12 protein-coding genes are annotated in these 12,932 nt (G+C 67.1%); all 12 read right to left on the bottom strand.

Going from position 1 to position 12,932, the window contains the following annotated elements; genetic code table 11:
• Window position 1 precedes the first annotated feature (1 nt).
• The 12 genes from IE066_RS10065 to IE066_RS10010 all read right to left on the bottom strand — a co-directional run bounded on the left by IE066_RS10065 (window position 2) and on the right by IE066_RS10010 (window position 12,918).
• The gene (locus IE066_RS10065) at window positions 2-937 is read right to left on the bottom strand and encodes a DUF1570 domain-containing protein (protein ID WP_189449420.1); all 936 of its coding nucleotides are present in this window, start codon (window positions 935-937) and stop codon (window positions 2-4) included.
• 29 nt (window positions 938-966) lie between these two features.
• A complete protein-coding gene (locus IE066_RS10060) occupies window positions 967-2,346 on the bottom strand; it encodes a leucyl aminopeptidase family protein (protein WP_189449418.1) in 1,380 nt (459 codons plus the stop codon).
• Window positions 2,343-3,053, bottom strand: a complete 711-nt coding sequence (locus IE066_RS10055; RefSeq protein WP_189449417.1) for an HAD family hydrolase — start codon at window positions 3,051-3,053, stop codon at window positions 2,343-2,345. The genes IE066_RS10060 and IE066_RS10055 overlap by 4 nt, the downstream gene beginning before the upstream one ends.
• A 34-nt stretch (window positions 3,054-3,087) precedes the next feature.
• Window positions 3,088-4,491, bottom strand: coding sequence for an ATP-binding protein (locus IE066_RS10050; RefSeq protein ID WP_189449416.1), 1,404 nt, complete (start codon window positions 4,489-4,491; stop codon window positions 3,088-3,090).
• A 150-nt stretch (window positions 4,492-4,641) separates the two neighbouring features.
• Window positions 4,642-5,325 (bottom strand): response regulator transcription factor, encoded by a 684-nt coding sequence (locus IE066_RS10045; RefSeq protein WP_189449415.1) that lies wholly within the window; start codon window positions 5,323-5,325, stop codon window positions 4,642-4,644.
• A 118-nt stretch (window positions 5,326-5,443) separates the two neighbouring features.
• Window positions 5,444-5,755, bottom strand: a complete 312-nt coding sequence (locus IE066_RS10040) for a hypothetical protein (RefSeq protein WP_229790774.1) — start codon at window positions 5,753-5,755, stop codon at window positions 5,444-5,446.
• 112 nt (window positions 5,756-5,867) lie between these two features.
• Window positions 5,868-6,791, bottom strand: a complete 924-nt coding sequence (locus tag IE066_RS10035) for an arginine deiminase-related protein (protein WP_189449414.1) — start codon at window positions 6,789-6,791, stop codon at window positions 5,868-5,870.
• A complete protein-coding gene (dusA, locus tag IE066_RS10030; protein ID WP_268244883.1) occupies window positions 6,788-7,813 on the bottom strand; it encodes a tRNA dihydrouridine(20/20a) synthase DusA in 1,026 nt (341 codons plus the stop codon). Before dusA ends, IE066_RS10035 begins: the two co-directional genes overlap by 4 nt.
• A gap of 127 nt (window positions 7,814-7,940) precedes the next feature.
• A complete protein-coding gene (locus IE066_RS10025; RefSeq protein ID WP_189449412.1) occupies window positions 7,941-8,465 on the bottom strand; it encodes a DUF4189 domain-containing protein in 525 nt (174 codons plus the stop codon).
• Entirely contained in the window at window positions 8,462-9,580 is a 1,119-nt protein-coding gene (locus IE066_RS10020) for a TrbL/VirB6 family protein (RefSeq protein ID WP_189449411.1), read from the bottom strand. The genes IE066_RS10025 and IE066_RS10020 overlap by 4 nt, the downstream gene beginning before the upstream one ends.
• Before the next feature lie 51 nt (window positions 9,581-9,631).
• Complete coding sequence (locus tag IE066_RS10015) at window positions 9,632-10,417, bottom strand: hypothetical protein (protein ID WP_189449410.1); 786 nt, start codon at window positions 10,415-10,417, stop codon at window positions 9,632-9,634.
• A 14-nt stretch (window positions 10,418-10,431) separates the two neighbouring features.
• The gene (locus IE066_RS10010) at window positions 10,432-12,918 is read right to left on the bottom strand and encodes a VirB4 family type IV secretion/conjugal transfer ATPase (protein ID WP_189449409.1); all 2,487 of its coding nucleotides are present in this window, start codon (window positions 12,916-12,918) and stop codon (window positions 10,432-10,434) included.
• Window positions 12,919-12,932: the final 14 nt, after the last annotated feature.

Here is a 12,932-nt window from a genome sequence, read left to right as displayed (position 1 = left end):
ATCAGCGATCCTCCGGGATCGCATCCAGCCGCTGCTGACGCGCGGCGTCGACCAGAGCCTGCAAGTGGCGGTACCACTGCACCTGGATCGCCGGCAGCGGGCCGATCAACCGTTCGAAGTCGCTGCGTGTGCCGGCGGTGGCGAGCAGACGCAGGAAGCCGTCGCGATACCGCCCATGCTCACCGTGCATCAGGAAATGCACGAGGCTCCAGTAGTGCACGTAATGCAGGTTGACTGCGCCGGCGACATCCGCGGCGTCGCTGTCGATCACCTCGCCCAATGGAAGCACTTGCCCGGCGTCCACGTCGGCATCGAACAGGCCCGACAGCCGGTACTGCTCGAGCCACCAGATCGGATAGGCGGCCTCGCTGACCGTGCCCGGTTGCAGGCGACCGTCAACGATCCGGCTGGCGCCCAGATAGGCGGCGAAACCCTCGTTCGCCCAACGCGCGGGCCGATAGCCGGACCCCTCGACGAGCAACTGATGCACCGCCTCGTGCAGCATCCAGTGATGCGGATTGGCGCCTTCGCCCGGATAGGCATGGCAGTCCGGCCGACGGTAGAGCGCTTCCGCCCATGAGGGCGCGGCACTGAAACGCCGGAACTCCTCGCGGCTTCGATACAGCACGAGGTTCATGCGCGCACCGCGCGCCTCGTCCAGCGGCAGCAACGTCACGTAGGCCTGCCGCAGGGTTTCGACGGCCTCGCCCACGCGCTGCGTGAGCCGGGGATCGGCGGTCGACGCGATCCGGTAGTGCGCGGTATCAACGAATCGCGCACCCGGCGGAAGCCCGCTCGCCTGCGTTTCGCGCCCGGCTTGCGTCTTCCCGGCTTCAGCTGGCGAATCGTGCCGCGTCCACGCCCTCCCGAGTGCCAGCAACAGCGCGAGGCCCCCGACGACAAGCGCGAGTCGCGGGTAGCGCCATCGGGCCGGCATGACCGGTCGCACCTGGACGGGGACTGGCGCTAGCGGCCGACCTGCGCGAACGCCCGCAACATCGCGTACACCGCCCGCAGCCCCTGCGCTTCGCCGCCGGCCGGGCGTCCCGGGCGGTCGGCGTCGTTCCACGCATACGTGTCCATGTGCAGCCAGGGCTGCGCCTCGGGCACGAAGCGTTCGAGGTAGAGCGCGGCGGTGATGCTGCCGGCCATGCGCGAGGGCCCGCTATTGGCGAAGTCCGCGATGCCGCTGGACAGGTAGCGCCAGTACGGGCGCCACAGCGGCATACGCCACAGCGGGTCGCGCACCTGCGCGGCGGCGTCGAGCAACTGCGCCGCGTGCGCTTCGTCGTTGGCGTACAGCGCGGGCAGGTCCGGGCCCAGCGCGATGCGTGCGGCGCCGGTGAGCGTGGCGAAGTCGAGCAGCAGCGCGGGCGCGTCCTCCGCCGCGTGCACGAGCGCGTCGCCGAGGATCAGGCGGCCTTCGGCGTCGGTATTGTCGATCTCGACATGCAGGCCCGAACGCGTGGCGATCACCTCGCCCGGCCGCAGCGCATCGGGGCCGATCGCGTTCTCCACCGCCGGCACGATCAACGTGATGCGCAGCGGCACGCGGCGTGCCATCAGCAGCTCGGCGAGCGCGATGGCATGCGCGGCGCCGCCCATGTCCTTCTTCATGTTGCGCATGCCTTCGCCGGCCTTGATGTTCAGGCCGCCGGTGTCGAAGCACACACCCTTGCCGACGATGGCCACGTGCGGATGCGCGGCGTCGCCCCAGTCGAGGCGGATCAGCCGCGGCGCGCGATGCGAGGCGCGGCCCACCGCGTGGATGGCCGGGAAATTGGCGTCGATCAGGTCCTCGCCGCTCACTACGTGGATGCGCGCGCCATGCGCTTCGGCGATCTCGCAGACCGTGCGCTCGAGTTCGTCCGGGCCCATGTGCTGCGTGGGCGTATTGACCAGGTCCCGCACACGGATGCAGGCGGCGAGCAGGTCGCGGACCTCGTCGGGCAGCTCCGCCTGCAGTCGCGCGGCCTCGCGCAGCGGCTTGCGATAGCGGCTGAAGCGATAGCTGCCCAAGCCCCAGCCGAGCAGCAGCGCATCGCGCTCCGCGTCGGGCAGGTCGTGCGCCGGCGCCCAGTCGGCGACCGGCAGCAACTGCGGGCCATGCGCATAGGCGAACGGATCGAGCGCATCGCCGACCGCGAGCAGCGCCATCGCCGGCGTGCCGTCGTCGCCGGGCACCACGATCGCCGTGGCAGGCGTCGCGTCGAAGCCCTGCAGCTCGACCCAGCGGCGTGCCGCCTCGGGCAGCGCGTCGCGCCAGCCGGTGTTGCGCATGCGATCGACGACGTGGAGCGGCCGGGCCGATCCGGAAACAGCGGCGAAACCGATGGGCAGAGTCATGCGGGTGCGGGGTCCGTGGGCGGGTGCGCGTCCAGCCAGTCGGCCAGCGCGGCGAGGTCGGGGAAATGCAGGTCGGGGCGGATGTCCTCGCGCGGCCAGGCCTCGCCGCGGCGGTCGATCCAGCAGGTGCGAAGGCCCGCGCGCGCGGCGCCGACCACGTCGAGCTCGATGTCGTCGCCGACGTGCAGTACGTGCTGCGGCTCGACGCCGAAGCGCTCGCAGGCGGCGAGGTAGATGCCGGGATCGGGCTTGGCCGCGCCGTGCTCGCGCGCACCCAGCTGAAAGCGGAACAGCGGCATCAGGCCGATGCGCACCAGGCAGGCGTTGCCGTTGGTGAGCGAGGCGAGCGGCGCGCGCGCGGCCAGCCGCTCGAGCGCGTCCACGGTGTCGGGATAGTGCTCGACCTCGCAGCGCGCGGCGAAATAGGCCTCGTAGGCATCATCGACGCACGACGCATCCTCGCCCGCGTCGACGAGCATGCGCTCGATCATCCACTGCCGCTGCGCGGTCATGTCGTGCGCGAGTTCCGGGCGCTCGGCGTCCACGCGCAGGCGCAGCTCGCGACGCACATGCAGCGGCCAGCGCGCGGCGGCCTTCGGTGCATGCGCCTGCAGCCAGGCATCCAGCGCCGCCTCGGCCCGGTCGATCGCCGGCGCGATCGGCCACAGCGTGTCGTCGAGGTCGAGCGTGATGGCGCGGATCCGCATCCGGCGATTCTACCGGGGCGCCGGCGGACCCCCGTCACAGTCCCGGCGGCAGGCGCACCTCGAAGCGGGCACCGCCGAGCTCCTCGGACGCCTTGACCTCCATTTCGCCGCGATACGCACGCACCAAGTCCTGCACGATCGCCAGGCCGATGCCGTGGCCCTGCACGCGCTCGTCGCCCCGCACGCCGCGCTGCAGGATCAGCGCGACCTTCTCGGGCGGAATGCCGGGGCCGTCGTCGTCGACCGCGATCAGCGAGCCCGGCCGGCGCCCGTCGTCGCAGGGCACCGGCTTCACCGTCAGCAGCACGCGCGACTTCGCCCACTTGAACGCGTTCTCGAGCAGGTTGCCGAGCAGCTCCTGCAGGTCGCCCGGCTCGCCGTAGAACTGCATGCCCTCGTCGAGCTCGAATTCGCAGATCACGCCCTTGTCGGCGTAGACCTTTTCCAGGCTAGTGACGATCTGCTCGGCATGCGGCTGGATCGCAATGGGCTGCGCGAACAGCGCATGGCCGCGGCTCGCGGCTCGCGCGAGCTGGTAGGACACGATGTCGTTCATGCGCTGCACCTGCATGCGCACTTCGTCGCGCAGCAGTTCGCCGTCCGCGGTGGGATCGTCGAGGCGCGAGCGGATCACGGCGAGCGGCGTCTTCAACGAGTGCGCGAGGTCGGCCAGCGTGTTGCGCTGGCGGTCGAGGTTCTCGCGCTCGCTCTCGATGAAGGCGTTGATCGAATCGGTGAGCGGCTCGAGCTCGCGCGGATGGCGCTCGCTCATGCGCGCGGCCTGGCCGCGCTGCACGCGCTTGAGCTCGTCGATGACCTGCCGCATCGGCAGCAGGCTCCAGCGCAGGATCGTGCCCTGCAGCAACAACAGCACCAGACCGGCGCCGCCAAGGTAACGCCACAGCGCGGAACGGAACACCTGCACCTGCGCGCTCAGCGCGTCGGTGCTTTCGTAGACGTAGATGGTGTAGAGGAACTCGGCTTCGGGATTGTTCTCGTCGCTCGACCAGACCAGCCCGAGCCCGTAGCGATAGACCTCGCCGGTGCTGCCGTCGATCTCGCGCATCGGCAGCGGGCCTTCGAAACGGCTGGTTCCGCGTGGCAGCAGCGCGGCGGCCGGCAACTGCGGGCCCTGTGCGGATTCCGAATCCCAATGCCCATTCGGGAACACCACTTCCGCGTACAGGCCGCTGCCCGGGCGGCTGAAGCGCGCATCGGGCAGGTTGAAGGGATCGACGAAGGAACCGTCGCGCGCGAAGTCGGTTTCACGCGCGAGCGACAACGCATAGCTCTGCAGCCGCTCGTTCAGGCGGTCGCGCGCGGTCTTGATGAAGGCGCGGTCCAGCGCATAGCCGGCGAGCGCGAGGAACGCGACCAGGAACAGGCTCGCCGCCAGCAACTGGCGGGCCTGCAACGAGCGCGGCTGTTCGATCCTCATGCAACGATCATGCGCGAACGACCACCAAGCGGCCACTGCATGGCGCGCTGCGTACAGCGCCAATTGCGGCAGGCGAAGGTCACGTGGAGGCGGCGGCACGCCGCGCGCGCAGTGGCGGCGCGGCGTGCAGGCGGCGGTGCGTCGACGGCGTTACTCGCCGCTGCGCGGAATCGCGAAACGGTAACCGCGGCCGCGCACCGTCTCGATGGGCTTGAGCGCGCCATCGGGATCGAGCTTCTTGCGCAGCCGGCCGATGAACACTTCCAGCACGTTCGAATCGCGATCGAAGTCCTGCTGGTAGATGTGCTCGGTGAGGTCGGCCTTCGAGACGAGCTCGCCCGCGTGCATCATCAGGTACTCGAGCACCTTGTACTCGTAGCTGGTCAGGTCGACGTTGCTGCCGTTGACGGTGACCGTCTGCGCGGCCAGGTCGAGCACCACCGGCCCGCACTCGAGCTGCGGCTTGCTCCAGCCGGCAGCGCGGCGCACCAGCGCGTTGATGCGCGCCAGCAGTTCCTCGACATGGAACGGCTTGACCAAGTAGTCGTCGGCGCCCTGCTTCAGGCCCTCGACCTTGTCCTGCCAGCTCGAGCGGGCGGTGAGGATCAGAACGGGAAACTTCTTGCCTTCCTCGCGCAACGCGCGGATCAGCTCCATGCCCGACATCTTCGGCAGGCCGAGGTCGATGATGCCGACGTCGAACGGCACCTCGCGACCCATGTAGAGGCCTTCCTCGCCGTCCTGGGCGGCGTCGACCGCAAAGCCCTCGCGCCTCAGGCGCGCGGCGAGCGTCTCGCGCAGGGGGGCTTCGTCTTCGACCAGCAGGATTCGCATTTCCAAGCTCCTAGGCAGCCATTCGCGCAGGATACGGGCTCGGCCGTCGCCTGTTCAGGTAGCTTAGTCGCTGCTGCCGTCGTTGCGGCGTGTACGGGCCGGACCGACAAGCGGCCGTTCAGCGCGGCGGGCGCGGGCCCTTCGGGGCCTCGGTGATCACGCGCACGCGGCCGGTCTCGTCCAGCACCTTGATCCGGGTCATGTCGCGGCCGTCGAACGGCACGCGCTCGGCACTGAGGATCTGCCCGCCGGTTTCGCGCTTCACGCGGCGCACGTCATCCGCCAGAGAGCGCTCGTTGGGGCGGGTCTCATGGGCGACCACGATGCGCGGTTCGTCCTGCCGGTCGCGACGGCCGCCCGGCGGACCCGCGAGTGCGGTCCCGGCGATGAGGGCGAGCGAGACGAAGAGAACGAGACGACCGTGGGACATGGCGGAGCTCATACCACGGTGCGGCAGGACCGTGTTGCGAGCGAATTCTTGGCGCCGAGCAGTGAATCGGCTCTGAACTTTTCCGTCACGCATGCCTGCTCCGTTCAGTCCCTCAGAATATCTCCGCGACGCAGCAGCGCAACGAACCACCGGCCGCCTCGATCGCATCGAGCGGCACACTGTGCACCGAAAAGCCCGCATCGGCGAGTGCCGCGCGCGTCGGGGGCGCCAATGCCGCTTCGGCACGCGCGCTCATCCACACGCGCGTGGCATCGAGCGCGATCGCGTTCGCCGCGAACGCCGTGCCCTCGTCCGCAGACAGCACGATGCCGTGCGGCGCATACAGCGCGACGATCGCGTCGGCCACGGCCGGATCCGCGAAACCGTTCGGCACGACGAGTGCGGCGCGGCCGGCGAGCACCGCCAGGACGACATTGGTGTGGTACTCGCCGGGTGCGAGATCGAACAGCAGCGTGGCACCCAGGCCGAAGGCCTCGTGCATCAGCCGCGCGCCCTCTTCGTCGCAACGCTCGGACAAGCCGGCGAAACCGATCCCGCGCGCGCGATCGATCACCAGCGCACCGGTGAGTTCGCAGGCGTGCGGCTGCGTCGACAGATCGACGAGCGGATAAGCGAGCACGTCGGTGAGGAACGCGCGGATGTCGGCCCGCTGCGACTCGCGCTGGCGCACGGGATGCCGCATGCGGCCGACGATCGCGCGTGGCACGTCGTCCACGCGCGCAGTGGCGAAGACGTTGTTCGGAAACGTCGCATCGGGCGTGTGGGGGTCGCCGGGGAACGCGACGATGGGCACCGATATCGACAATGCCGCCTGCAGCGCGCGGTGCTCGGCGAGCGCGCCGCCCGCATCGAAAGCGTCGGCGTCGGCCATGTAGCGGTTGTCGCTCGCCGACTGCTCGGCACGCGCGAAGCCTTCGGGCATCACCAGGAACGCGGCGCGCGCGGTGGCGGCACCGGCGTCGGGCATGAGTTCGCGGGCGGCTTCGAGAAAGCGCGCGACGTCACGCGTGATCATGCCGATCGCCTCAGCGCGTCGGCGCGCGTGCAGCCCAGCGCCGCCTCGATCAGATCGAGGCCCGCGCCGGGCCGGTGCGCGCCTTCGCTGAGCACCTGCCGGAATGCGCGCCCGCCGCGCTCGCCGAGGAACAGGCCGAGGATGTGCCGGGTGATGTGCTTGAGCGGCACGCCGCGCTCCAGCTGGGCGCGCACGTACGGCAGGTAATCGCGCAGCAGCGCCTCGCGCGGGCGCTCGGGCGTGCCGGTCAGGCGCGCATCCAGGCGATGCAGCACGTAGGGGTCATGGTAGGCCGCACGCCCGAGCATCACGCCGTCGACGTGCACGAGATGATCCACCGCGGCACCCACCGCCGCGATGCCGCCGTTGACGAGGATCGCGAGTTGTGGCCGCAGTGATTTCAGCCGGTAGGCCCAGTCGTATCGCAACGGCGGCACCTCGCGGTTCTCCTTCGGCGACAGGCCCTTCAGCCAGGCGTTGCGCGCATGCACGACGAACGTCCCGCAACCGGCTTCCGCGACGCTGTCGATGAAGCCGAGGAATTGCTCGAAGTCGTCGTCGTCGTCCACGCCCAAGCGGCACTTCACCGTCACCGGCACGTCCGGCCGCGCGCTCGATCCGACGGCCTGTTTCATGGCCGCCACGCAGTCCGCGACCAGCGCCGGCTCGCGCATCAGGCAGGCGCCGAAGCGCCCGGCCTGCACGCGGTCGGACGGACAGCCGCAGTTGAGGTTGATCTCGTCGAACCCCCATTCCGCCGAGATGCGCGACGCCTGCGCGAGCAGGTCGGGATCACTGCCGCCCAGCTGAAGCGCTACCGGATGCTCGCTCGGATCCATGGCCAACAGCTTCGAGCGATCGCCATGGATCACCGCGTTGGCATGCACCATCTCGGTGTACAGCAACGCCGACGGGGCCAGCACGCGATGGAACGCCCGACAGTAGGTGTCGGTCCAGTCCATCATCGGGGCGACGGAGAGAGGCGTGCCGCAAGCACTGGCGCGCCGAGCTGTGAGATCCAAAGCGGTCACTTACGCTGCCAAGCCTGGGGCGCGCCATTTTAGGGCTTACGGTCACTACGTGCCGGCGTCGCCCGTAGGCCGCGCGCCCTAATGCGAGAGTTGCCAGCATTCCCCGACCGGAAATGGCTCAATACCTTTGAAAGATCGGACGTGAGCACTCGGAATAGAAGACTTCGCAGCCTTTGCCCCCTACTTCTTGGCACACGTCCATGGCCGCTTGCGAGGCCGCTTCCGCTGAAGCTCCGCCAGAGGTCGCCACGCGGCCGCCCTGCATTGGCCAGACCAGAGCTCCGCACTGGTTCTCGAAGCTCATCAGGATCCGACAGTTCACGCCCCCTTGGTTTTCACAGTACTGCTTGGCGAAGGCCTTGGCCTGCCGCTCCGAGAACTTGCCGATCGTCGCGCCTACCCTGGCACGTTCCACATCGCTGGCAATGGCACCCCAAGTGCTTATCCAGCGCCCCACGGGCGCCGGCTCGGACGGCGAGTCATCATCGCCACGGTAATAGGGCGAACCCGGGACATCCGGCGGTATGCAACTCGGATTTCCACCTTGGGGAATGCCGTTCGCGCAGTTCTGCGCATATGACATGCCGCTGAAGCAGAGCAACAGCGCGAGGCCGCCTAGCGCCCGACACCTGGTGGTCTTCATGTCGCCTCCCTTCGCGCGGCACCCAATGCTCCGGAGGACATGGTGCTATCGCTCTGCAGTACAGGCCTCATGCCAAGCGGCGGCATCACATCCACCCGCCCAGGTGCCCCACCTTGCCGGACACTTGCACCTTGCACCGGCGCCGGAAAATATCCAGGCATTCCCGGCGCCAAGCCATTGGCACTGTGTCTGCTTCCACCCTGGAATGCACTCGCGTAGTTGAAGTGACCCATCGTCCCCTGGAAGAACGCGGCCGCCATCGGTGGTGCGGTGATGATCAGGGTGGTCAGGATCAGGCCGAGGCCGCCCTGTTGCATGGCTTGGCTGGTCATACCGTCGGTGAAATTCATCTTCAGCAGTACGCCGGCCAGTGCGGCGCCCCAGAAGGATGCCGCTACCCTGACCACCATCTCCAGTGCGATCGACACCATCGCGCTGAGCACCGCCATCGAGAACATCGTTCCGATGCCGTAGTACAGCCATCTGCCGAAAAGCGCCTTGGTCTGGTCGAACAGCAGGCACAGGATGAACAACGGCCCGAAGCCGATGAACAGCGCCAATGCGATCTCGTTGAGTAGAAGCATCGTACCGCCCACGATCGCGGGGCCGCCGGTGCCGAAGCCGACCATGTAGAGCGCGCGGGTCTTCTGGTTGTCCAGCGACTCGTCGCCGGCCACGTCGAGCACGTCGATGCTCGACATCGCCACCTGCATCCATGCCAGGTTCTCGTCGATGGCGGCTTCCGGCCCCTCGTGATCGCCGGTGACGACGTAATTGATCTCCTTCTTCACATCTTCGGTCAGGAACGTGTGCAGTCCCGTGCCGAACATCGCCATGGACGTCGCGATCGAAAGGATCAGCGTCGCCTTCAGCGAATTCATCACCAGGGCCATCATCGAGTCGCGCGACTGTCCGGTCACGATCCGAAAGCCCTGCAACAGAATCCAAAGTGTCAGCATCGTGAGCGCGGCCATGCCTATCCAGGCCATCATCCGGCCGAGCAGTTCGATGCCGAACTCGTGAATCTCGTCGCGCAGGTACGAGAGGATCAGCCGGAAGAAGAGGAAATCCCCTGCAGACTGCACCTTGGGGGCGAGCCACCCTGAAACGATCATTGCCTGTAGTCCTCGTCAGTCCTTTGCGAGCGCGTCCCGATACGTGCTGCCTTACTTCGCCTTGAGCGCCGCCTCGAGCGTGGCGGTCTTCACCAGCGTACCGATGATCGGCTCGGACTTGCCCTTGAGCGCCTGTCGGGCCAGGCTTTTCTGCATCGATGACAGCCCGGCAATCAGCTGGTCGCACGATTCGACCTGCGCGCGCAGTTCCTGCCAGCTCTCATTCTGCTTGGCGGCGAGCCGCGCCGACGCTTCGTTGATCGCCTGCAGCGTGCCCTGCTCGTTGTTGGCGGCGCGCTGGCTCTGGATCTTCGCCAGGTCCTGCTGCAGGACGGGCGCCACGTCCTTCATGTAGCGGACGGTGGCGTTGTATTTCTGGTTCTCCAGCATCTGGATGTGCCCACAGAGCCGTTGCTGGTTCTTGATGACGTCGCCACCGAAATCCGGAATGAAGCCCGAGGCGATGCTCGTCACGTCGAGCGCGGCGCCTGCCCCGCACTTCTCGGCGACGCCATAGTCGAGCGGGACTTCGTTGAACGAAAGCTTGTTGGAGAGCGTGGGGTTGCGCACCACGCTCATGAATCGTGCCACCTGCTGGTAGTAGTGGTCCCAGGTCGCCTTCCAGCGCATCGCCTGCTCGCCGTAGGCGGCGTAGTCCTGGATCTGTTGGGTCAGCGTATTGATCTGGTTCAACAGGTGCTGCACCGCCGAAGGGCCTGCCTCCGCCACAACGACTTGGGCTCGAGCCGCCGGAGAGGGGGCCAAGGCCGCCAAGAAGATGGCCATACACGCGCCCTTGGCCACCGGGTGCAGTGCAATGGTCCTGATCGATGCCATGGGGAACTCCTTGTTCACGCCGTCTGGATGGAGGGTTTCGTGCGCCCCGCCGCGCCTTGCGCTGTCGGAGCTCTCTTCTGTGCTTTGCCCGAGCCCTTGCGGTTCTCGTAGAAGGCATCGAGCCACTGCTCGGGCCGGAGCATGTCGACCATCACCCCATGACGCTCGGCTTCCCGCGCGAGGACCCCGTGCATGATCTCGATGTTGTCGGTCGAGGCCGAGATCACCGCAAGGGCGTCGTCCATGCCTCGCAGGTTGAGCTGGCAGACATTGGACGCGTGCCCCTGCTTCACGAGGAAGCAACGCGAGCGCTCGTCGAGGCTGACCACGACCTCGTACTCGGCCTCGGTGAGCTTGAGGCCGTCGATGTAGTCCTCGCGGCTCGCATTCGGGTTGGGCAGCAGCACCATGGTCGCAGTCTGCTCGATCAGCGAGGCGGCGATGTCGCTCGCGAGCGCGTCCTCGGGGCTCTGTGTGGCGAAGATGCCGAGTCCGTTCTGCTTGCGGATCGTCTTCTGCTTATTCTTGGCGAATTCCTTCAGGCCGCCCTTGCCGTCGAGGATCTTCCAGAACTCGTCCATGACGTAGATCAGTGGGCGGCCGTCGATCAGTGCCTCCAGCCGGTGCAGCAGGTAGTTGATCACCGGCACCCGCACTTCGGGGTTGTCGATGATGTCGGTGTAATCGAAGCCGATGATCGCGGCCTTCTCGAGGTCAATCGTGTCCTCGGGGTTGTCGAAGACCCAGCCCAATGAATTGCCGGCGGTCCACTTGCGCATCCGCGCGAACAAACCGTCGTCGCCCATGTTGGGCAGGCTCTTCTGGAAGTTGGTCATGGTGCGCAGGCGCATCGGCGTATCGAGGATGTTCTCGACCGCGCGGAAGATGTCCTCCTCCTCCCGCGAGGTGTACATCGCCTTGCCGGCCAGCACCTTCACCAGGTCGGCGAGGAACTGCACGTTCGACTCGCTGCGTTCGCAGTGGAACGGATTGAAGCCCGTCGGCCGGCCGTTCTCCAGCGCGAGGTAGTTGCCGCCGCAGGCACGCACGAAGATCTCGGCGCCACGGTCCTTGTCGAAGAAGAAGATCGTCGGACAAGGCTGCAACTTCTGTACCTGGCTGAGCAGGAAGTTGATCAGCGCCGTCTTGCCCGTGCCCGACTTGCCGATGACCATGGTGTTGCCGATGGCCTTTTCGCCGAACGAGTTCTCGCCGGGATGCGTGGCGTGGAAATTGAAGTAATACGGCTGGCCGTTGGTGGTCTGAAGCGTGGTGACGCACTCGCCCCAGGGGTTGTTCTCCTTTTTGCCCGAAGCGAAGTTGTGCAGCGGCGACAGGCCGAGGAAGTTCAGCGAGCTGACATTCGCGATGCGCGTGCGGTACTTCCAATTCGCCGGCAACTGCGAATAGAAGGACGCGACGACGGCGAGGTCCTCCTTGGCCGACACGAACCCGGCGTTGGACAGCTCGGCGCGGCCGGTCGCGATGTTCTGCGACAGCTTCTCCTGCGACTCGGCGAACAGCGCCATGGTGAAATGGTATTCGCCCAGCACGAAGTTGCCGGAGGCGAGCTGGTCCATGGCGTGGTCGAGCTCGACGATCTGGCTGACCGCCTTGTCGCCCGACGAAATCATCATGCCCTTCGTGCGATCGAGCACCTTGAGGGCGTCCTGCCGGCCCATCGGGCTGAAGGAATGCGTGATGACGTACTCGAAGTCGAGGTACTTGAGCCGGTTCAGGATCCCGGGGTAGGTCGCGTCGGTGTATTCCTTGACGTTGAGCAGCGCGCCGAAGTGGTTGGCGCCGTTCGGCGTGGTGATCACGAAATCGCCCGTCTTCGCCGAGAACATGTGGCGGCTGACCGGCAGGTACGAGTGTACGGGTGCGTCCAGCACCGGCACGGGCTCGTCGATGCGGTTGAGCAGATAGCCGAAGAATTCGAGCGTCTCCGAGAAGACGACGCCGTTCCTGGCTTCGTACATGCCGAGGCGATAGGGCGCGTAGTCCTTGAGCACCGCCTCGAGGTTACCGGCGAGCTCTTGGATCTTGGCGATCGCCTGGTCCTGCTCGGCCTGCAGCTGGCGCACGTCGGCGGACTTCTCGACGAACTTCTTACCGGTGACGACCGGTCGGTAGAGTATGGTGAGGTACAGCTCGTTGGCCATGATCTTCTGTGACGACAGCGACTCGAAATAGCCGTCGGACAGTTCCTGGTTGAACCGCTGCGCGAAGCGGCCCTGCTGTTTCACGCGCCGCCGCCGACGCACGTCGTGCACCCAGAACGCGACGTTCACGAAATCCGGCGCCCGCAACGTCTGCAGCATGCGGTTGAAGGTGTTGTGGCGGTGCTCGAGCTCCCACTCCTCGCGGCCCACGAAGGGCAGCCCCTCGAGGTGCCAGGTCATCAGGAAGTCGCCGCCCGTGGTCTTCAGCACCGTCGGCGAGACGTGCGTGGACAGCGGGATGAATTCGCTGATCGAGGTATCGGGCGTGAACGTCATGGGGCACTCGATGC

It is taken from the genome of Cognatilysobacter xinjiangensis (genome assembly GCF_014651995.1).
Lineage (GTDB): Bacteria > Pseudomonadota > Gammaproteobacteria > Xanthomonadales > Xanthomonadaceae > Cognatilysobacter > Cognatilysobacter xinjiangensis.
Note: the sequence above shows the minus strand (reverse complement) of the source record. Positions and strands in the feature narration are given on the sequence as shown.